Here is a 24,268-nt window from a genome sequence, read left to right on the forward strand (position 1 = left end):
TTCATACGATAAAGGTACAAAGAATATTTAAGAATGACAAATTGTAGAAGGGGTTTTGCAGAGGTCTCAAGAAGTTAATCCAAATAGCTCTGGTTAATAGGATATTTACTGTATATTAACCTGCATAACTTGGATTAACGAAAGATTAATCGAAAGCAAGTCCGCATAAAATGGAGCAATGGTAGAGTCCTTTTTCGGATGGTCTCATGCACGATCCTTCCCCAACCTACATGCAAAAATAAGCATGGAGCCACACCTATTTCGGTGCAACTCCATACTCATTTGCCATTGTGCTGAAATGGTCTTTCGCCAAATCAGCAACGATGTTTATGATAACCTACTGGACAATCACCTTCACCCAACTATTGGTTTTATCACGTGTTGATTGACTATCATTTGCACTCTCCTTAAAGACAATACCCTTACTATCGAAGCGTGCCTTCTGAGCTGCCGTCATTGTCACTTGAATATTTGCCAAGAATCCATTCGGAGCCTGACTACCTGCATAGAATTCCGTAAGACCTGTGAGGTTGCGAATATCAAATGCTGCAAATTTATTGTGCGAGATATCCAGATAAGTCAATAAGGTGTTATTTCCCAACGTTAACGGACTTAAGTTCTTTGAGAATGCTACGCGCAACCATGTCAGCTTAGTATTGTTCGACAAATCCAACGAAGTCAACTCGGGAACATTGTAAAGATCAAGCGTTTTCAAGTTGGGATTGTTCGACACATCCAGTGCTGAAATATGGATATTGGGCAATGTCAACTCCTGCAGATAGCCACCTGACGCAGCTAACCCCTTAATCTCATTCACTGAAGAGGATGAGAGATTTACCGATCTCAGCCTTGTTTGATGCGAAAAATCTAACTTTGTCAGCTTTGAACCTGAAGCCCAAAAACGATCCAACTGTGTGTTATCCGCCAAACCTATCACTGAAACGAGATCGCTTGTAGACGTTGCATTGATATCAGTCAAATTAGGTGTATTGGTGGTGTTAATCGTTGTGATACGCGGACTATAATAAGTTGCCAACTGCGTGAGCGATGGAAGATTGCTCACATCCACCCCCTTCAACACGGCATTGCTACGCACGTCTACTTGTCTCAATTTTGGATTGTCCTTGATTGTGATGTCGGTCATTCCTGGCATATCATGCACCTGCAAGATTCCTATATCCAAACCCTTCACATTCACTTTGGTAACTAAGGGGCTCTTTTCAATTTCTATGCGACCTGTTAGCTGCGGAAACTTCGAAAGATCAAGTTCACCCGAAAGATTCGGATTGTTACTTAGCCTCAAACCCGTGATATTCCGATAATATTGCAACTCGTCTAACGAGGTGAAGGAAGCATCGTTGGTAATCGTTAGTTCACCTTTATACGAAAGAATCTTTTCAAGATTTTCAGCACGATAGATGTTCAACGTGCCATCAGGCTCGCGCAGCAAACCTGGAACGCGAGAGGCAACAGCATCAATAATCGCTTTATTCACCAAAATCTGTTCCTTCGCCTTTGTTGGATTGATGGTGATATTCCCCAAGGGATAAATCTTCCCTCGCTTGATTTCAACAGCATTGGTTACTTTTTTCTGAAACACTTTCCCATCCTGTAGGATAAAAGCCAGTGTAAGCCCCTGTGCGAATTGCCCTGCAGGCAACACCACATAATAATCAGTATTTTCGGCCAATGTTCCAGAAGTTGGTGCATAAGTCAACACAGGAACACCCTTTCCCGTATCAAATGTGATGGGAGCTGTCTGAAGACTCGCATCTGTATTGCTAAACTTTGCCACTGTTTTCACGTCGCCAACCAAAGACTCTTGCCCACGAGAAACGAGTTTCACCTTGGCCACATTACTTACACCATGAAAACTAAACTTCAACAATCCTGCAAGATTATAAGCCACAAACGATCGTTTCACTTGTGGGATTAAGCCCACAGAGAAATTCGCATCTGGGTCAAAAGTATTCGCAATAGCGGTCTGGGTTGCAGGGAAAGCATACTGATAAGTAGCTTGTGTTGAACTGTTCCACTGAATTTTCGATGTTGCCCGATAAGGATACATTACAAAGTAACCATTATTTTTATCGGGTGCCATGCCCGAGAAGCTAGCCGAAGCACCTCCCATTTCCGTAGTAAAAGGCCGTGTTTCACCATTATTCGGTGCGTACCAATAACCAATGCCAATCTTATCATTGGTCTTCCAACTCACCGATTTATCTGCTTCCAACACTGTTCGTGTAGCACTACCAGCTGCAGCTGCTGATGCTCCTGCATGATACGCAGGCATCTCCCCCGCATAAAATGTCAACGGCACCAACTTTTCTTCAGTGCTCTTTTCTGAAAAGCTATCATCATTGGCGCATGAAGCCATAACAAAAGCCAAAACACTCACACCCAAACAAGTTACTATCTTTTTCATTTTTGAATCTCGTTTTAAACTATTTCTTCCACTTACATTCTTCCTTCATCTTCATTGATGAACTTAGAATGGCGAGCTATCGTTGTCGTCATCCTCAATATTGAGTGAAGGATCGGGTTCTTCCACAAAGCCCTGATGTCGATTAGAGTGTGCACTATCCATTAAAAGACTCTGTTCCACCGCAACCGCGATGACCAAAGCCACAGGACGAACATATTTCTTCTTCATAAAATGCAAATATCTTTTCTGTATAAAAACACAACGTTCGAAAAGGAAAGCAAACAAACCAACAAGGTCTGCCCCTTTGGCATAAATCAAAGCTAATTATAAAAACCTGGAAATAAGGATACCCTGAATTCGAAATCCTAACCCCTGCTAATCTGCTATTTTTAAGCGTTGCTTGGCCGTTATCCGTTCGTTCGTTAAGACGTAAATATAAAATTTGGCTGCAAAGATATATCTTTTCCGACGAACAACAAAAAGAAAAAATAAAAATAATGGTTAAACAAAGAGCTTCTTAACACAAATCAAAACCTAAACAACACCTTTTTGCAATACAAACGAAATGGAATCTATCAAAAAGCAAAGATAAGCCCCATAAAGTTTGACTTTACAGGGCTCACCGTTATAAAACTAAAATCACTTCTACAGCGTTACGATTCCTATTTCTCTTTTGAATAATAACGCTCCAAAACCAGCCTAAAACAAACCGTCAATCCTTTTTCAAAATCACTTGCTGGTTAGTGAAAGCATAGGCGCGATCCAACGCTTCTAATAACTTATCCCATTCAGCCACAGGAACAACTTGTTTCTTATATACCTTCTCGACGTTGATGATCACCTTTCCTTTGGCCTGCTCTGTTTTAGTTTCAAAATGAATAGCGGCATTATCAACCAACGTGTTGAGTTTTTGTAAACTCTCATCAGACACTGAATAGCCCGCAGGCAACTCTAAATCGATAGTAACTTTATAACTGCTGGGATAGTCATAGTACACATCTTCTGTGCGTTTTCGCTCTCTACCTTCTAAATGCTTTTGCGGACCAATAAGCTGTCCCACAGAGATTGTGAGGTTCTTACCTGCTTTCTTAACTAACCCATCCATCGTATAATCCGTTTGATAAATAAAAGGTTGATTGTCGTTACCATAAGTAGTCACCTGCGTAGCATTGATTTTTACCGGTGCTTTTTGATGATAACCTTCTATCTCGTCTTTAAAATTATCAGCAATATCTTTCTTATCTTGCTCGGCACGTTCCTTGGCAAAGGCGGCAGCTTTAGCCGGCTTCTCATCTAATATAGCTGCATAGTCGGCATAACCATAAGGCTTTCCCCAAGAACTAACAATCTCTTCTGCCGTGGCAAAATTAGGAACCATTCCCTCTTTTTCACAGCCAGTCATGGTGCTTTGGCGCACTATGTGCAATAAACTTGCATCAACCGAAGCCTTAATAGTTGTGGCTGTAACGTTATCTTCGGCCTTACTTCCGGGAATCTTCATCGCCGTAAAGGGACCTTTATAGAACTTCTTTGGTAGGTCGCATCGCGAAGCTTCACGATTTTGAAAAGCCGAAGGTATCACATCTCCTCCAGCGAAATAGGGATAAACTGGAAAATAAATCTTTCCATTTTTCAGCATAATAGCAGGTGTAATATCTGCATAACTAATCAACTGACTATAGGGTTCATCTCCCCAACTGGTTGTAGAAACCCGGTCATAAGGCACCTTAACACGATCTAAAAGACTGCCAAACAAGGAAGCAAAACTTGTTTCACGCTTCATGTAAGAGCGCTGGGACAAGAAGCTATACAACAGACAGTAATTGTAGAGATAATCCGCTTTGACCTGATCACCAGTCATTGTCTTTGCTTGTTTTAAAGCCTTATCTAAGTTTTTCTCTAACGACCAACTAAATGTTAAATCAGACCACAAGTGCCACGCATCGTTTTGAATGACCTCTACAGATGGATTAGCTTGTAATCCTTTCTTCTTCGTACTCTCAGGCACATAACTCATTTCCACCTTACCTGTGATATACAATAAGGCATATGGTGCTTGCGCAATGGCATTGTAACCATATTTTGGAATAGTCTTATCAATATCCTTCAAGTGCGCATCAAGTAAGATATCATCATCATTTTGTGAAGCTTCAAAATTTGGAGCCCCATTGAGTGCGCGATATTGTGTACACAACTTTTTATCGATTTCACAATGCACCTGATAATCAAGTATGGGGTATTCCGACCGAAATACAAAGGACAAGGGTGGTATGTTTTCTTCTTTGACATTATCGATATCATAAACAAAATAATCAATCATATCACCTACTTGCAAATCAGGCACCGCCAATTTGGCACGCTTCTCTTTACCCTTCTTACCTTCTTCTACATCTTGGTAATCATCGCTACTCACTTCTTTTTCTCGCCCATCAGCCTTAATAACCTTCACGCCCAACACTGTTCGATGGTCATCACGCCCTAAGCCACCATAGATGGGGCGATCAAACTTACGGTAATCAAAAGTAGAAAACTTCTCTAAAGCTGCCTTATCGTTAATCTTGATAAGGTAGCGTTGTAGATGAGTGCTATTGATTTGCTTCACAAAGCCCTGACTGGCATAGATGCTAAACTTGCGCTTCTGGTCAACAATAGCTTCTTCATAACGCGCCAAAATTACAGCTGACTCATTGTTGAACCGTGGTGGTACATTACGATTTTTAAACTGTGGCATATCACGACTCCACACTTCTTTCTTCACTTTCTCGACATACGCCTTGTAGTCTTTATCATCGAAGGCCATCACAGGAAAAACAAAAACGGCCATCAAAAAAGTAATGAATAATTTTCTCATATCTGTAAATCGGTTGATTATCAATTCAATTGTTATAACACATTCTTCTTCGTTTGTATATCCTATCAGCCTTTCCGCTTCAATACCACCTGTTCGTTGCAGGCGTCTCGCCATTTCTGTACAGCATCATTCCACTTCATAATATTCTCTAAAGCCATTCGCCGTTTGTTGATTTGCAGCTTTTGATGATAAATAAGTAGATTGCCTTGTTTGGAGAAAGAGCAGCTCAACTTCCCTTCGGGGGTAGAGAGTGTTGCCCCTTCAGGCAGATAGTCTACAACATATCCAGCAGGAATGGTTAACACTGCTTGTCGAACAATATTACATCGCACTGGGAAATAATAATCATGCACGCGCTGAGCGGTATCAATTCGCCCATCAAAAAGATTATTATGTGGATTTAAATCGATATATAAATCATGCCCATCCTGTTGCAAAGCTGATGAATTTGAAACATCACCTACAAAGCAAGCCCATTGCTTTCGCGCATCATTATCTTGCCACTTCACATTGGAAACTTGCATGCGATGATTATCGGCATTGAGATTATTTGCAAGATAATCTGCATGCTTCTTTTGTGATGCTCCTGCTAAGGCCGACATAAACCACTCTTTCATATCACCACTCAGGTAATACGCGGCCTTTCCTTGGAGTGCATTACCCTCTACCTTAAACACATAGCTTAAACTATCTATAGACGTATCTGGCTGACGCCGTGGCACAAGTTGCAACAAAGGTTTGTCGCCATCTTCTATCATAGCCTGTGAACCCTGTATATGTTGCGGAACATAATCATAAGGGATATAATTACAGGTTGCATCTAAATAATAGGGCTTCCCTTTAAAAAAGAGGGTACAAATAGCATGATTAGCCGCACCTAAGGTGGGGACATCACTCATACGGAAAGGGATTTCAGTGGTGCCAATATCGGTCAATCGAGCATCGAAGCCTTGCGCTTTAAGCAGTGTCTTAAGCAACAAGGCCATACCTTTACAGTCACCATAACGCTTACGGAGCACTTCATTGGGTGTATCAGGACGATGGCCTGCAAGGCCTGCTTCAAAAGCTACATAACGAATATGATCTTGTACCCAATGGAACGTGTTACTGATACGATCAATATCGGTTTTACTCTGTGCATTAATTTCTGTTAGAATCGCTTTGATATTAGGTATCGTAGTATCTACATTCGACATTTCTTTCGACCAGGTGTAAAGCGCATTCACATCGGCAAAAGAGCCCTTGATGAGCAAATAGGGATAGACATTCGCAAAAGGTGGCATATTATCCTCCTCCTTCATACGCTTAGCCTGCTTGATGGTATAGCGATAAACTTCCCCGTCACTCGTTGTCTCATGACTACTTTCAATTGGGAACCCCTTAAAATTCATCTCCTGAATATGATAACCCGATAACTCCTTTGGGATTTTTATAGTCACCGTTTTATCGCAAACAAAATAATCTTCTAACAAATATACCCTCGTGAAATATTTTATATCTTTGAAAGTGCGTTCATAACTCCCTTTCGATGTCTTTCCCTTCTTGCGAATCTCACCCCGCAATAGACAACCCTTCGTATCATCATAGAACACATTCTCGGGCGTAATATTCTTATAAATCTTGTCACCTGAACCCGAAACATCGTCTAATTTGATAAACTCACCATAAAGCACCATCATCTCTGGATAGACTGTCGAAGCCGAATTCGATTGAAACACCACACGCTTTTCGTTCTTTACAATGGGCTTACCTGCATCCATTACAAAATCATACGTATCGCTGCACTGTGTAATGAGAATCTTATCATCCCATTCTTGCGCAATAATCGCTGTCGGAATGAGCCATCCGAATAAACACAACAATGTGCGATAGAATCCTAAAATATTCGCTTTCATTTGCTTGTATACATAGTGGGGTTATATAACAGGGCAAATATACCATTTTTTTTAATACGTTAGTACGCAAATCGTAAAAAAATGAAGATTTGCAGAATAAAAGAACAACAAAGTGGATAAAAGAATGCTATAAACTAAATGATGGGACAATAGCATAGAGATTAAGAGATAATAACGTATCAATTACATGATAATCTGCAACAAATTATCAGCCTAAAACATATCATTTCCCATCCATCCCGAAAACAAAAAGAAAAACGATTATTCCCCATTAGAAAAAAGAAGGATAGGCAAGTACCAGGCTCACCCATCCTTTATGGTGTTTTGCAGCCAAGATTACAGTGTCCAATCAAACCATACTACACTTATCATATAGCTTAACACTTGATGAAAAGACGACCAAGTATACATCATCGCTACAGATAGTCATCACAGCTATCGCAAAAATAGCAACAAACCTAAGGAAAAGGCTCTATGAATGCGCCAATAAAAACACATTCACGAAGTATGTTACTATAAAAAAGCCCATTTTCATTGCTGAAAATGGACTCCTTATTATTGTTGATAATAGTTACACTTACTATTATTTTACTTTACCAAAACTATTGAAGTTATACATTACACCAATATTAACATTGTTGGTGAACGTACCATCTTGCGTATAGGTGAAGTTGTGTGGATAGCGATCCTTTGGCATGCGATAAACAGTGTGACTATAGAAAAGTGACACGTTACGCGTGAGGTTATAGCCAATCATACCACCACCATTCAAAGCAAAGGCTGTTCCAGCCTCACCCAACAAGAGCGAAGGACCTGCGTATAGATAAACATTCCAACGGCGACCACCATCGTAACCTACCAAAGCATTGAGCACATTCAATTGATAATCGAACGATACTAAATAATTGGTATAAGGCTGTTTGTTGAGCTGTCCTGGGCCAACAGGATAGGCGATGGTTTCTTTCATCCACTCAAAGCCTACACGAGCTGCACTAACAGCATCGAAGTTATAACCTGCGAAAGCGGTTGCATTGTTAATGATGCCACGGCTATTCTTCGTAAAGCGCCAATCCCAAAGTGTGTTGTTCCAACCGAACCCAGCACCCACAAAGAGACCTGTGCGAGGCACATTACGCAGAGTATCTTCAGTACTTGCCTCACCCAAACGCTCTTCTTTGTCCTTAAACAAGACGGAGACACCAGCTTTCAAGGCAAAAGAATTGAACTTAATCGCATCATTGCCACGTTGAGAAATTGGCATAAAGGTGGGTTCTACTGTCAAACGTAAACCACTTCCAAGACGAGCCCAAACCTGAGCACCTACACGTGCAGCTGTATAACGCCCCTCGTAAGAAGCTGAGAAATTATCTTCTGCACGCTTAGAATGACCAAACTCAAAGCCTCCAAAGACATTTACACCATATTTAGACTCCCAATTATAATCACGTGTAAACCCGAAAGGATTAATCAATACGTCAAAAGATACACCACGTAATCCAATTAACAAGCGAGAAGGATTGTTATGATAGTCAAACGATTTCCAATCGGCATTGATCACATGAACACCAGCACGAGCACCGATAGCCGAGCTCAACCACCAGCCCATTGCCATATTCGCATCGAAACCATTTGCACTTGCAAAACTCTCTGGGACCTTACCTAAGAAAGACATACCATAGCTATAGTCGAAGAAGAATCTTGGCTTCCATTGCAACTCCATGATTTGCTTAACTGCATCGAAATTATACATTACACCTACATTAAGGTTATTCGTATAAGTTCCGTCTTCTGAGTAAACCATTGACTGCGGATAACGATGCTTGGGCATGCGATAAACCGTGTGCATATAGAAGAGTGACAAAGAGGGGTTGATGCTGTAAGTGACCATACCACCACCATTCCATCCAAACTTCGTTCCTGCTTCACCCATAACTAATGTAGGACCTGCATACAGATATGCATTCCAGCGACGCAAAGGATTGTAGCCTGTCATGAAGTTGGACAATCCAAATTGATAGTCTAACGATAACAGATAGTTATTATAAGTATAATTCTTCATGCCAGGACCTGCGTTGTTGAAGAAGCCTTGTGTTTCTTTCATCCACTCACCTTGCAAGCGAACACCATGTAAAGCATCGAAACGATAACCTCCGAAGAGCACCGCATTCTTTAGGACGCTATGCTTGAAACCAGAGAAACGCCAATCCCATGTAGTGTTATTCCAACCGATACCACCAGCAATGAAAGCACCCTTCTCAGGATTGTTCACTACGGTTGTATCACCCAAAATCCGCTCTTCCTTATGCAGATAGAGTACAGAAATACCTGCCTTTACAGCGAATTGGTTATAACGAATGCCACCTGCTGCACGCTGAATAACAGGAGAATAAGTTGGTTCTAACGTCAAACGAAGACCATCTGCCAAACGTGTCCACAACTGAGCACCTAAACGGAATGCTGTATACTTTCCCTCATAAGAACCAACAAAACCTGGTTCTGTGCGCTTAGAGTGTCCAAACTCATAACCAGCTAACACATTGAAACCATAGTTTGAGTTCCAATCATAGTTCTCAACAAAGCCTAAAGGATTAACCAACACATCTAATGCTAAGCCGCGGGTACCTACTAACAACTTGGTTGGCTGACCTGCATAAGTGTGTGAATTCCAATCTGCATTCTCAACATGCAAGCCTGCACGAGCTGCAAATGAAGAGGTTAACCACCAACCGATAGAGGTTGTTGCACTGAAACCACGCGCATTAGCAAAGCCCATAGGAACTCGTCCTGTGAATGTTGTACCGAAAGCATACTCATAGAAGAAGCGATTCTGCGATGCAACATCAAAGATACGCTTGGTCGGATCGAAATTATAAAGAACACCGATATTTAAGTTATTGGTGTAAGTTCCATTCTCAGAATAAACCATTGTCTGCGGATAACGATGCTTAGGCATGCGATAAACCGTGTGGGTATAGAAGAGAGACAAGGCTGGTGAGAGACTATATGTCACCATACCACCACCATTCAAAGCAAACTTCGTACCACCATCACCCATCAACAAGGTTGGGCCGGCATACAAATAAGCGTTCCAACGGCGCATGGGATTATAGCCTGTGAGGAAATTAGATAAACCAAACTGATAGTCAAAGGATACCAAGAAGTTGTTATAAGCATAGTTCTTCATACCACTAACTGTAGGTGCGAAGAAACCTTGCGTTTCTTTCATCCATTCTCCTTGTACACGAACAGCATGCAAAGGATCAAAACGATATCCACCAAGGAGGATTGCATTCTTCAAGACACTATGTGTGAACCCTGTAAAACGCCAATCCCATACGGTGTTGTTCCAACCCATACCAACACCCATAAAGGCGCCTTTTTCAGGATTATACACAACGGTAGTATCACCTGCAACACGCTCATTCTTATGGAGATAGAGCACTGAAATACCAGCTTTCACTGCAAACTCGTTGAACTTAATACCTCCTGTTGAACGCTGACTAATAGGAGAATAAGTAGGTTCAACTGTCAAACGAAGACCTTCTGCCAAACGTGCCCACAACTGAGTTCCAAGCCGAAGTGCAGAATATGTACCTTCATAAGATCCCACAAAACCTGGTTCTGTGCGCTTAGAATGTCCAAACTCATAACCTGCTAAGAGGTTAAAACCAAACTTAGAATTCCAATTATAGTTCTCAACTAAGCCAAGAGGATTAACCAAAGCATCAACAGCCAAGCCGCGGGTGCCAACTAACAATTTAGTAGGACGACCTGCATAGGTGTGCGTATTCCAATCAGCATTGGATACATGAAGGCCTGCACGAACAGCCAAAGAGGATGTTAACCACCAACCTAAGGATGTAGTCGCACTAAATCCTCGTGCATTTATTGTACCTAAAGGAACTTCACTCAAGAATGAAGGACCAAAGGCATATTCATAAAAGAAACGATTTTGCGATGCAATATCAAATACATGCTTAGAAGCATCAATATTATAAATTACACCGACATTAATATTATTGGTGTAAGTTCCATTCTTTGAATAAACCATCTGGTAAGGATAATAATCCTTCGGCAGACGATAAACGGTGTGACTATAGAAGAGTGCTAAAGATGGGGTGATATTATAAGTGAGCATACCACCAGCATTTGCAGCAAGGTGTGTACCTTGATCACCTGTTACTAACGTAGGACCTGCATATAAATAGGTATTCCAACGACGCAAAGGATTATAGCCTGACATGAAATTTGACAAGCCAAACTGATAGTCTAACGATACCAAATAGCTATTATAAGCATAATTCTTCATACCGCCAGCTGCAAAGTTAAAGTAACCCTGCGTTTCCTTCATCCACTCTCCCTGCACACGAAGTCCATGTAATTCGGTGAAGTTGTAACCACCAAAGAGGGTTGCATTCTTCAATAAGCTATGTGAGAAGCCTGAGAGACGATAGTCCCAAACTGTATTGTTCCATCCTAAGCCTGCACCAAAGAAGAAACCTCTTGCCAAATAACGCACCATGGAACTATCTTTTAGTTCAACCTTATCACGGATACGTTTATCGCGGAAGAGTACAGAAAGTCCCATCTTTAATGAATATTCATCGTAGCGCTCACGCTCAAGATTTCCATTATAATGCTGCAAAGGAGCAAAAGAGGGCTCCAAAGTCAAGCGCAGATCATTTGCTAAACGCATCCAAAGTTGCGTACCCAAACGGAAAGATGTATAACGACCAGTATAAGAATTGCCAACACCATAAATGGCTTTCTTCATTCGTCCCATCTCATAACCGGCAAAAAGATTAAATCCAAACGGAGCATCCCAGTTGTATTTGCGTTTAAAGCCTAAGGGATTGAGCAAGAAGTCGATATTCAAACCAGCTGTACCAACGAGATAAGTAAGTGTTTGTGCACCATGGACACTCCGCTTCCAATCTCCATTTGTAATATGAATACCACTCCTAAGTCCGATAGCTGGCGCCATCCACCACCCCATAGCAGCTGAAGCATCGAACCCCATTGAACCTGCTAAAGACATATTGGCTGTCTTTCCAACAAACAAAGGACCAAAGCCATAGTCGAAGAACATGGGGAAACGTAAGAAACCAGCTTTCGTTGTATCAGCCAACCAACGCAAATCATTGTTGAAACGCTTTTTGAATACACCCGCATTCGCACGTGTAGAAATCTGCTGATTGAAATACCATTGATAAGCAAGATTCATACCATAGCTGAAATCTGGATCACTATAACCAGGATTATTCAGCAAGTTCATCTTATCTGTACTTACCTTAAAATAAGGTTCTAACGACAAGGATGCATGAGGACTTGCAAAGAAACGAAACTGAACACCCGCATGAGCATCCAAAGATGTTCCACTCAAATTACCACCAACTGAAGCAATACTTGGATTAAGCCATGATAGAATGGTTGAGTGTTGAGCACCTAAGCCAAAGAAACCAACAACACTGAACGGGCGTTCAGGGCGGTAACCCATGAGATAATTGCTAAAATTATAAAGCACATCTGCATATAACCCATTCCCATTGAATTTGTTTGTATTGAATACCGTGGCTGAACTATGAGTGTACCCCCATGTTCTTTCATAACCCAAACGCAACGAAAGCATAGGACTGAAATCCTTACCGACCGCCAATCTAAAGCTTGACATCGGCGTATAGGTCAACACCTCACCATGGTTATAATAATGTGAAACCCCACCACCAATTGTAAAATAGGTGTTACCCAATAGTCCACGATTGACATAAGTATCACCTTTATAACGATGACGACTATCCAACACATACTTCAACGCGTTGAAATTCTGTAGACGACGAGCACCATAATAAGCCGTATCTGTCGCAGTTTCTCCAACAGAATCTGTCATTTCAGCCTCTAAATCACCTAAGTCACGCACAATAGTATCATTCGCAACCTGCACTTGGTGATGTGCATTTGCCTCCCCACGCCAAAAGACATTGGTGTGAGTTGCTGCAATACTGTAGGTCAATTGAGCTGATGCAGACAGCAATATTAAAAATATTCTCTTTTTCATTACTTTCTGATTTACATCTTATTACTTGGCTTCATCTGTCTCTTTTTTATCTGTTTCCTCAGGTTTCTGTGCCTCTTCATCACCTGTTAAGAGTTTAAACCGCTCACGATAGGTAGCGATATTCGCCTCTTTATAAGGATATCTACGACGCACATCATCTCCAATATTGGCATCTGTTGCATAATATTTCTGGAAAGTAGAATCCATATCGAAACTATGTTGGAAATAAGCTAAGAAATCAGGAGCATCATTTGCTTGCAACTTCAGAGCAGCATCTCCACCATAACGCTCAATAAGGTCTGAAATCGTGAGGTTATCCATATCAGGATCATTTGCAGTTATAATACCCTTTAGATACCATTTCTTCGCTAAATTGTCAGGCAAAGAATCTACTAATGGTTCAATTTGTTTATAGGTATAACCCAATTCTGGAGCTAACTCCGTACTCAACACAGCGCGATTCACTGCACTACTATTCATTGCATAGGCCAAAGCAGCTTGTGCACGTGCCTCCTCTTCTGGCGTCTTGTTCAGCTTAAAGAATAAAGATTGTAAATCAATCAGCATCTTTAAATCATGGAACTTACCCGTATCTGGAAGCTTGTTCGCCAAGAAAGCAGCTTCACCTAACTTACGCTTGCGCAAGAACATCAATGCTTGGTTTGCAACAATCTCCTTATAGTTGACCGTATAATTATATGAATTATCGAAAGCTATAGGACGAGACACCTCTACTCCGGCACGCATATCAATGAAAGGTGCCAAAACATTGACGTCAGTTGAGTCTTGATTTAACATATAGCAAGCAACTCTATTTGCGATATAAGCTGCAAAGGGACTATACTTATAAGTTTTTCTTACCTTATTTTCATTATAAGCACGGAATGTCAACTTTCTCAATTCAGCTGAATCTTTAATCTGTGTGAACAAGTTATAGTAGTCACCATTTGAGAATATCTCCGTACCACCTACTGCATAACGAGGATCATTATAATATGTCCACATTGTTTCGGCTGGGTCTAACACCTTATTACGGCGGATAGTATAAGTACTTTTAATCAAACGTTGACGTTCCATTATTTGGTTTATTGCTGGATTGCTGGCCATCATACGGCGCCATCCTGCAACATCTTTAGCACGACCATACTTCAAAAGCTCTTCAGCTTCAGTCTTCTGTCCACGTGCAATCAATGAGTCTGCTACATCTTCCCAGGTATAAACATGTGGCTCTTTCACCACAAGGTCTGCACTACTGATCTTTGTTCCGATGATATTCAATATCTTTTGTGCACGTCGGCGTGCCAAATCCTTGTTATAATCGATTCCACCTTCAGGAGAAGCACCACCTTGAATTGAGAAACTCATCAAAGAACGACCATACGAACGCAACTCCTCTACCAACATATCCAAGGTCTTTTGGTTTGTAGAATCATTCGTTAATTGATCTGTTCCTACAACAAAGAATAGCTTAATATCGCGTGGAACCTCCTGCAAACGTGCACGAACTTGCTCAAAGAAACGTGGTGTTAAGTCCATAGGACTTGCTGCACCCGCTAAATCAAGCATCTGCCATGGCTTCCTGCTATTTGAAGTTCCTTCTTTGTTATCTTTGAAATAAACATGCGTATAATCCTCCAAACTCATCGTAGCAGCCCACTTATAGGACTTCTCTGGGTCGGGTTTAGGGTAAGTAACCGCCCACTCTAACTGCACAGGGCGTGTAGAGAGACGTTGGATGCGGTCAAAATAAGGAGCCAAAGAGTCATTGCGATTATAATCATAACTCTTTCTGCGAATCTGATTATTATGGTATTGACGTCCTTCAAATACCATCGGCTCCAAATATTGCACCGTATCTTTCGTTTCAACATCCACTGCAACAGGCTGGAAAATCAAGCGTGCATGCTTCTTGGCATAATACTCTGGCAAATTAATGCTCACATTCCAATGCACATTAGGACCATCATCCAGTGGTGCTTGCTCCTTAAAGTTCATACCTATACGCTTGGCATAAACATTCGTTCCTTTCAAAAGAATCGCGTCATTAGCACCTGAAGAGAATGTGATGTCATAATTCAGCAATGTTCCTTTTACCTCTATCACTTTCACCTGACCTTCGTTTGTAACCACAAGCGCACCATTTACAGAAACATCCGCTTCGAAATGGCCTTCATAGTCTGGCGTAACAATATCATTACTCTTGATATTAACAACACTACCTAACTCATTACCTTTCTGACGATAAAGGTTTGCTTGTGCCCGCGCATCCTTCTTATTATCGAAAATATACACAGGAACAGAAAGCGGTTCCTTACTCTCTCCCTTACCATCAAGGGTCCTCATTGTCTTCGCTACATTACCCGAAATGTGAATAACCTGGGCCTGAACACCTTCTGAAAGCATCAGAAAGGCAAACAAGAGAAGAATAATATATGTAACTTGTCTTTTCATCTTTCTACAATTCTATTTTACCACAGTGTGTAAGAGAGTGAAACACCAATTTTCGTCGGTATCAATCGCATTCCAACGAAACCTTCTTCCGTCGGGCGTGTCGTACCATTCACATAGATAGTTGAACCATCTAAATAGGTCTTCGTATAACTTGTACGTACCAAACCAAAACCCGCATGCAAATCAACATTCAAGTTATTGGTCAAGGCAAACACATATCCAAAGGTCAAACCAGCGCCCAATGCATAACCATCATAACGTTTCCCCTTTTGAACAAAGTTATAATCGGCAGCCAAAAGCCCTAAACCTACAAAATGATGATATAAGGGACGACCACCAAAATAATAACGATATTCTGGCTGAATCGCTACCAACTTCATATCTTTTTTAATATAAGGATTCTTCGTTCCTAAGACCGATAGCCCTAAAGTTGATCGATTCCCAATCGTCATTTCTGCACCTGCATTATATACCTGCATCATCAGCATTGTCACATCTGTGTTAACGCTAATCTGCTGTGCACGGGAAACGAAGACACTTAACGTCATTACGAGGATCAAAAATATTTTCTTCATGTCGTTTCTTCCTTAAATCATTTTATTCTTTTCGTCCAACATAGCCTCCATAAATGGAAGGTCTACCCCACGATAAGCAATATATTGCTCATCGACATCACGGATATGTAGACGCCAATCATATTTCCTTGACAGCATTCTTGCCAATTCAGATCCCGTTTCAGAAACAGAATCCACAGGGACACCTGTTGAGTCAACGGGAACTCCCGTTGTATCTACAGGAACACTTGTCGTATCCACAGGGATAGTCGTGGTAGTATCCACAGGAACTGTGGCCGTCGTATCTACAGGTATCGTTTCTGTTGCTGTAGGAACACTTGTCGAATCAACAGGTGTTGCCGTTGAATCCGTCGCTGTAGTTGTTGTAGCAGGTGCCAAAGCTTTTAATCGCTTAGCCAACTTCTCTGCACGTTTTGCCTGACGCAATGAGTCACCACGCTGTTTATCTTCTACCCTCTTAGCCAACTTCAACGAGTCATTGCGCAGCTTGTTCTCCTTATCTGTAGCAATTCTAATCTGCTTTAATGAGTCTTGTTGATATTTCTTTTCAAGTTCTATACGCTGTTGTTCGAAACGCTTCTCGTAATCAATCTTAAACAAAGAGTCCTCACGAAGTCTGCGAGCCACTTTATTTGCAGCAGCCAAACTATCCTGTCTGAACTTCAGTGCAGCCAACTTCACACGATAATCATTATCAATATCAATACGTTTCTTATATTTATTGTATACTTTCGGTCCAAAATGATAAATCAAAGAAGCGCGCAAGACATCGGTAGAAGCCGCATAGATCCAAGGATTCCACGTAAGCTTCATCCCCTCTTTTGCCTTTGTATCTACATAGGCTTCCCTATGACCACTGCGCACACGCTCATATTCTTTGTAATCAGCAAAGACAACACCTGCATTGATACCCAAATCTAAATCTAAGCTACTACCATTCATATAGCCATACAATTGCTTGACATAACCAAACATCAAACCACCATACAATGCATTACCTTGACGGCCCGTTTTGCCAACTTTGATATCAAACTTGTTTCCACCGCCGTAAACACCCCAGTAGAAAACGTTAGTAGGTTTTTTCGCATGCCAATACTTTCGCAATTGAATTCGCCCATCATAGAGATCGTAAACAAGATAACGAGTTTCCTTGTTTTGCTCCTTCCAGTTCACTCTTCCCTGCACACCAACGGTCCACCGGCTCCAGTTCTTATTACCCAATGTGAATTCCACACCCACATTCGGCGTCATAGCTAGCCAATCAATCGTATTGGTTCGGAAATTAAAACGCTGGCCAAATTTCAGCGTGTCCACCTTATTATAATAGAGATTCTGTGCCCCAGCCGTTGCTGCAAACATCAAAGACAGCACAAAGCAGGCAGCCCATCTACATAATTTAGAATAATTCATATATCTCTAAGCGTTATCTTGTTATCTATTTTGCACCTGCTATCGAAAGCAACTGCTTCGCATAGCTGTCTTCTGGATCTAAAGCGAGGATATTCCGAGCATACTTAACAGCTTCGGGCATCACCTTTTTCACATAATAGTAATAAGAGATTTGCTTATTACACTCTATCATATACGATTTTTCTCCATCGCTTTGTTCAAGCAGTTCCAAGGCCTTTGTGTAGTAAGGCTTCGATAAACCACGTGTATATTTAGGATCCATCAAGGCATTAGCCTTTGCTCTCCAATAATAACCAATGTAACTATCTGGACGCAAGCGAGCCACTTCTGCAAAGGCTAAATCAGCTTGCTGCAAAGCTTCTGTCTTTTCTGTTTCACTCAAATTATCTGACTTATCGCCAGTCGCCTTACGGAAATACATCATACCTAAATTATACATATCGGTAGTACGATCGTAATCCTCATCCTTGATACTGGCTAAATACATACGCATATATTTAATAGCGTCATCATAATCACCAATCTTATTATAGGCATCAGAGATATCTCGATCGATACCGGGTACGTTTTTGGCTTTAGCCTTTGCTAAATCAAATTTCCCAATGGCCTCTTGTGTACGTCCTAATCCATTGAGTGCGTAACCATAATAAAGATAGTCTGAATAACGAATTTTCGCCGTGTCGGTCACATTGTCCAACAAGGCTTGTGCACTCTTAAGTGCCTCTTCATAATTCTCTTTATCAGTGTAGCAATACATCATCAAACGCATAAAGTCAGTATTCTGCGGGAAACGCTCATGACCTTTTGTGGCTACTTGTAAAGTTTTCGTATAATCACCTGACAGCAAAACAGCTTGCGCATAGTGCGTAAGCTCATCTTCAGACATATTTTCTACAGGGGTTTTCTCATATTGCGCCACCGCTGCCTGGTAATCGCTCGAACTATAATAGAGTTCTGCTATCTTTTCACTTACTGGCAAATCAGGACGAACGGCCTGTAAATACTTTAATTTTGCAATTGCATCATCCAAATCCTTACTCTTCATCAGCATGGCATAGTTATAATAGCCTTCAGGATCATGACGATCGAAGTACATGGCGCGCTTATAATAATACAAAGCAGAGTCGACATCGCGCTTTTCCACCGCGATATCACCACCTAAATTAAGTGCCTTCGTACTTATCTTATGGCAGTGTTGCGCCATCCAGAAATACTTCTCGGCCTCTTCTATTTTCCCCGCCTGCAAATAAGCTTGACCTATATTTGCAATCATGTCGGTATTGTTCTTATCGGACTTTAAGGCTTTTTTCACTTTAGCCTCGGCAAGTTTTTCACTCAATTTTATGAGACTCACCATGTCCTCAACCTTACCATTTTGCATCACATTCTGGGCAGAAACGGGCATAAAACCCACCAGAAATAACAATAAAATTTGCTTTATCCTACACATATATATCTACTATCAATCACTGACAACCCTAAACAAAAACGATTTAGAGAGGCTCAGTTATAATAATCGTTTGCAAAATTAATACTTTATTTTGGAATATCGGTCATCACCTTTCATTAATATTTTTACTTCTGAAGAAAATTTATCCATATCAATTCAGAGACCTCCCTCTTCATCACATTTTACACCTTATTATATATAAGGGGCATCAAACATGCGAAAAGGGAGGCCTCCTATCCTATCCACTATAGATCTACTTTTTATTTTGACATGCTTTATTCTTTTATCGGCATAATCGCGCAAGCCCAGAACGGCATTAATCCCGTAGGTTCATCCCCCACTCCAAAACCATAGTTGGAGAACGATTGTGATTGCGAGTCGACATTCGAGACCATAGCGATCGTTCCTAAGAATCCTTTAAACGAAGATCCAATACCTGGAGAAACCGACTCTGTCCAGTTTTTGTCTACCGACCAATAATACCCCATCGGCCAGCCTTGTCCACTCAAATTCGTAAACGCAGCTTGTTTGCTACTCGTATTAATCTCTATCGCACCCAAACCTGGGCGGAAAGCTTTCGTACCATCGCTCTTTTGTGCTTGCCCAAGATACTGGAAATCATCATGCTTTGGCACATGAAAACCTACAGGACATGGATCATACACAGTTTTTATCACTGCTGTATAATTTTGATTATCACTCGCTGTATTGGCAGGATTACGCCCCTTATTGACATTCCACTTATTCTTTGCTGACCAAAGGTTATAATAAGCTTGCTGATTACTTGAAGGAACCTTACACCAATCCCAATGAGCATAACCTCCCTTACTTGCAAAAGCTGCTAAAGTCATAGGTTTTTGGGCAGCCGTTTTCAAATCCATACCATCTGCCTGCACTTGCATATTCTCTGTGACAGGGAAGGGATCCTTGCGGCCTTGCTGGTAATACATCAGCTTTCCTTCGCGCTTATTATAACCATTCTGCGTAATTGAGAATACATCAGTTTTACCACTACGCGTTTGTTTCACCTTAATCATCAAGGTACGACTACCCGTATACGAGGAGACCATCCATGTATTATCTGTATACCCCAATGGCTCCAACATAAAACGATTGCTGTTCACATCCATAATGTCCGCAGAAGTGAACCACAAATGCCAGCTCCACAGAATATTATTGCCTTTTTTCACAGCAACTATCGCATTACCCACAGTGAGTTTATCCTGTGCTACAGAGAAGGTTATACTACCAGGGTTGCCCCCATGAAATTGAATATTTTGCACCAACCCAGATGTACTTTCCCACAGCACCTCCGCACCAGTTACCCCTCTTATATAACCATCTAAAGGAATTGCACCAGCTCCACCTTCAAAAGTAGCAAGCATCGTACCCTTTGCCTGAGGCGTCTGACCAGCACTCGACACAACTGTGTTTCCTGCTCCTGGACGATAAGCCTCTGTATTTTTATTATTATCTTTTATAGCATTGCCATAAACCAATGGAAAGCTATAGGTCCCAGGAGCTGAAACAATATAACAATTAGCTGTAGAACGCTTGCCTGAAGCTGTTAACGACAAATCTTTATTCGAAGCAGGCGTAGCTTGTTTCATCGCATCAATACGTTCCTGCAACTTATTAACAACATCCTTATTCAATTTAAAGGTCTTCACCTCGGCCGAAGAACCACCTTGTCCTGAATGGTCTATAATCTGCAACATAGCAGGTTTCACATTCGACCAATTTGCTTCCCCATCCAAACTATAACCATCTATCGTCCAAGGTTCTGCCTTATCACGATCATTCGAGCCATATTCTTTCAATCTGCGATAGCTTGTCACTTTGAAAGTGCGGTTCACATCACCATTTTCCACAATGGGTTGATCAACACTCACATGAAGATCATAATCCCAATCAGTCACATCATCTTTGCCCACTTTGTAGAACTTCGTTGTCCCTTGTGCCCAAATTTTTCCTGAAAGGTTTGCTGTTATCACCTTTCCACTTTCAAAAGTAATCACCAATTGTGCACCATGAGGCAATGTCTGTGGAATCATTAAGAATGTTTGTTCACCCGAAGTGAGTACTGTTCCCACTCCTTTTTTAGTAGAGATAGGATTGCTTGGTCTAAAACAGCATCTCCGCGTACTGTTCCTAATGTCCATTGGTCACTCACCAAGTCATAATCGCCCTTGGTTATAATTCCTTTAAACTCAACCTTTTTAATCTTTTGATTATAAGACAAGTCCTTTCCAACCTTAAGATTCACAGCTGTCAAGATGTGCTTAAAACTCAGAGGAACATCATTGGCCATTGCAGCTGCTTGTGTAATGACTCCTGTCTGTGCCGCTAACAGGTCAACATGTTGCCTTGCATCTTGCGGAAGAGTATACGAAATTACAGGCGCTGTACTACCATGGGTTGCAGGAGTCAGCGTTACATTTGCAAGTCCCGGTGCCAAATAAGGACTGAAAGCATAAAACTTAAGACCAGAGGCACCAATATAACTCAATGGAAACGCAGTATAAGGCACGCCTAAACGATTGACCTTCCCATTATAAATCACACCGGGGCTTGTCGCTGTAGGAATATTTGCGAACAAAGAGAAATCTTGTGTTATTGATGTTTGCAAAGCTGTTCGAGTGGCAGAGGTATTATGCTGCACAGGATTTACACCTTCTACCGTCGTTTCTTTTATATATAAGGTGGGATCATCAGCCCCTTCAATTGCAATGCGATGGAAAGCATAAGCCTTCGCTGGCGCCGTCTTCGCTAATGAAACCTCTGGCGCATCCTGTACATCACTCAAACTAAAACGCACACCATCGCTAACTGCTTTGTGAGCATCTTCACCTTGCAGCTTATCAGAACAAGCAACAACAGCCACTGCAAATAAACATACAATGGGCCATTTCATATTCATTTTGAACTTGTTTTTCATCATCCGTTTCATTTAATCAAATTCCAATTCTTCATCTTCGGTTGGTGTTGGCCCCACAACTTGAGGACCTCCTTTTAAATCTGAGTGTGCCAATAGCGATATCTCGCCCATCAACTTACACACTTCTACTTGAGGTTTTACGTAAGTCTTTTTCATAAACTAATATCAATAACTCTTCTTTTGTAATTTTTTATCAAATAATTATTATCCTAAAAATATAAAAATAAACTGCTTCTTTCTTCGTTCCTTAGCAGTTGAGTTTTCTTTTTCCTATTTTTCTTATACAAAGATTCTCTTTCTTTTGCTACTTCCAAATACAAACAATTTATACACAGGGCACAATCATTACTTTCCTCATCTATTAAACTCTTATATAGCCATATAAAATAGGTATTTACATCTCATTAAATGGAGATTTGTTAACAAACTCAAAAATACGTAACAGTTAATTCTTTATCGTTTATGTTCTAAATTTGACCAAATGGTGTTTTATTAAAAACATTCATTCAGCACATGAAAAAAACAAGATATTTTTCGGCAAAGCAAACTTATCAACCTTCTTTATGATGTAAAATAAATTTATCATTATATCATTTCTCATTCTTATTTCCCATAAATATAAAATTCTTCTAATCCTTCACTACTTAGGAATACCAAGCACTTACTTAGACAACCGGTTTTTTACTGATTAAGGACAACTAAAAAAAGACTATAACAGCAAACCAAAGATAACAATATACACCTAACTCTTCCAAAGAGAATTAAGGACTTGTCCAAGGAATAATTAACAAACAGAGCATCTTAAGATATCAAATCAAGATTTATCCTTTTAGTACACATTTCATTCAACAAGTGTAAACGACGAACAATTCTATAGAGATTACATACTAATATCATGCAAATAGAACAATAATCACATCGCTATTTGCCAGCGAAAGCATAGCAATTACCCTACAACAAAAAAAAGAGAAATCGTTAGAAAAGATTTCTTTTGTACAGATTAATAAAGAAAAAACTAAAAAAAATACAGCACTCCAGAAAGCTACTACAAGACATCTGACCACATCTTGGGACATCATGGCTATTCCTCTGCGCCACCACAATACAAAAAAAGATAGGACTCTCCTCCTTTCTACATCTACCTATTCTCCTATTTGATAACACATCACAACAAGGATGCTATCAAAATGGGGAAAAGGATTATAGAAAAAAATGAGAATCCTATCTTAAAAAGACCTATATGCACATTCCATGTGCACTCTTCTTATTGCTTTGGACGTTCCAATTCTTGATGGTTAATGGTACTATTGATGTCTGTACGGAACACATCTAAGACGATAGAACCTTGTCGTGTGTAAGACTCAAGATGATAAGGTAGCTTTAATCCTGAAACTGTACGATAATCACCATACTTCAGAACACCTATCGGAGAAATGATACGCTTTATCATATAATCTTTCTTTGCGATATCAACTTGCGCCTTATTTCCTGATTTATAAACGACGTTTAAAGCATAACAGGGGACTCCATCCACATCAACAGTCCCTCCGAGACTAACGGATGCTACGTCTGAGCTGTCACCATGAACAGCATAATCATACAGCGGACCATAGAACTTTGACTGCAACAAGAGCGTTTTCTTTGCCTGTGTAGAAAGACCTTGCGTTTCAGACACAGGATAAGAACTATGGTTCCATGCCTCTTTCAATGTGGCGCAGGTTGTTAATGTCAACTCACGAGACCGCTTTCTTTGAAAATAAATTTTCCCTGGTTCATAATAGGTGTAAACCATTGTCGGTGATACCTTTTCTGGAGTAACCTGTTGCATCTTTATGGTTCTTACTTTTTCAACGGCTGCTTTCCCACCCAAATGGCTTACATGCTCTTTACATAACTCTTCAACACTTTGTGCATGAGCGAACAGGCTCACAACAACAGCACAACACAAACTCATACGTTTAACAAAATAACTTTGCATAATTCAAATGATTTAAAGCTTATTGTTTATTAACTTAACACTCTCTTTTTACATTTTATGTATGCTAATCCATACAACCGATAAAAACTTCTTCATATGTGACGACTAATTTTAAAAATAGTTTCGACTGCATGTTACATGACGTTAGCTTCCATACATTGCAGTTTTCATGTGGCTAAGGTACAAATATATTTAGAAACGCCACCTTTTTATGATAAAAATATTTAGCGTTTTTATTCT

The 24,268-nt window shown here is 40.6% G+C and carries 13 protein-coding genes; all 13 read right to left on the bottom strand.

All coding sequences use genetic code 11. From position 1 onward, the window contains the following. Nucleotides 1-337: 337 nt before the first annotated feature. The 13 genes from X919_RS0106765 to X919_RS0106825 all read right to left on the bottom strand — a co-directional run bounded on the left by X919_RS0106765 (nucleotide 338) and on the right by X919_RS0106825 (nucleotide 24,028). Nucleotides 338-2,425: a leucine-rich repeat domain-containing protein gene (locus X919_RS0106765; protein WP_028899506.1), complete on the bottom strand. Its 2,088-nt coding sequence runs from the start codon at nucleotides 2,423-2,425 to the stop codon at nucleotides 338-340. Between the two features lie 63 nt (nucleotides 2,426-2,488). Next, nucleotides 2,489-2,653, bottom strand: coding sequence for a hypothetical protein (locus X919_RS0106770; RefSeq protein ID WP_028899507.1), 165 nt, complete (start codon nucleotides 2,651-2,653; stop codon nucleotides 2,489-2,491). 484 nt (nucleotides 2,654-3,137) lie between these two features. Then, nucleotides 3,138-5,276 (bottom strand): DUF3857 domain-containing protein, encoded by a 2,139-nt coding sequence (locus X919_RS0106775; RefSeq protein ID WP_028899508.1) that lies wholly within the window; start codon nucleotides 5,274-5,276, stop codon nucleotides 3,138-3,140. A 65-nt stretch (nucleotides 5,277-5,341) separates the two neighbouring features. Continuing rightward, entirely contained in the window at nucleotides 5,342-7,171 is a 1,830-nt protein-coding gene (locus tag X919_RS0106780) for a transglutaminase domain-containing protein (RefSeq protein ID WP_051502457.1), read from the bottom strand. A 583-nt stretch (nucleotides 7,172-7,754) separates the two neighbouring features. Then, a complete protein-coding gene (locus tag X919_RS17230; protein WP_253270104.1) occupies nucleotides 7,755-13,226 on the bottom strand; it encodes a porin family protein in 5,472 nt (1,823 codons plus the stop codon). Nucleotides 13,227-13,247: 21 nt separating this feature from the next. Then, complete coding sequence (locus tag X919_RS0106790) at nucleotides 13,248-15,677, bottom strand: OmpA family protein (RefSeq protein WP_028899511.1); 2,430 nt, start codon at nucleotides 15,675-15,677, stop codon at nucleotides 13,248-13,250. Between the two features lie 17 nt (nucleotides 15,678-15,694). Continuing rightward, nucleotides 15,695-16,252, bottom strand: a complete 558-nt coding sequence (locus X919_RS0106795; protein WP_028899512.1) for a DUF3575 domain-containing protein — start codon at nucleotides 16,250-16,252, stop codon at nucleotides 15,695-15,697. A gap of 12 nt (nucleotides 16,253-16,264) precedes the next feature. After that, nucleotides 16,265-17,662 (bottom strand): DUF3575 domain-containing protein, encoded by a 1,398-nt coding sequence (locus X919_RS15050; protein ID WP_081759432.1) that lies wholly within the window; start codon nucleotides 17,660-17,662, stop codon nucleotides 16,265-16,267. A 25-nt stretch (nucleotides 17,663-17,687) separates the two neighbouring features. Continuing rightward, the gene (locus tag X919_RS0106805; protein WP_081759433.1) at nucleotides 17,688-19,067 is read right to left on the bottom strand and encodes a tetratricopeptide repeat protein; all 1,380 of its coding nucleotides are present in this window, start codon (nucleotides 19,065-19,067) and stop codon (nucleotides 17,688-17,690) included. A gap of 320 nt (nucleotides 19,068-19,387) precedes the next feature. Continuing rightward, entirely contained in the window at nucleotides 19,388-21,205 is a 1,818-nt protein-coding gene (locus X919_RS0106810) for a hypothetical protein (protein WP_155949692.1), read from the bottom strand. Continuing rightward, nucleotides 21,166-22,032, bottom strand: coding sequence for a fimbrillin family protein (locus X919_RS0106815; RefSeq protein ID WP_172642717.1), 867 nt, complete (start codon nucleotides 22,030-22,032; stop codon nucleotides 21,166-21,168). The genes X919_RS0106810 and X919_RS0106815 overlap by 40 nt, the downstream gene beginning before the upstream one ends. A gap of 30 nt (nucleotides 22,033-22,062) precedes the next feature. Then, a complete protein-coding gene (locus tag X919_RS16880; protein WP_172642718.1) occupies nucleotides 22,063-22,206 on the bottom strand; it encodes a hypothetical protein in 144 nt (47 codons plus the stop codon). Between the two features lie 1,108 nt (nucleotides 22,207-23,314). Further along, entirely contained in the window at nucleotides 23,315-24,028 is a 714-nt protein-coding gene (locus tag X919_RS0106825) for a hypothetical protein (protein WP_028899516.1), read from the bottom strand. Nucleotides 24,029-24,268 lie beyond the last annotated feature (240 nt).

The organism is Prevotella sp. HJM029 (assembly GCF_000599605.1).
Taxonomy (GTDB): domain Bacteria; phylum Bacteroidota; class Bacteroidia; order Bacteroidales; family Bacteroidaceae; genus Prevotella.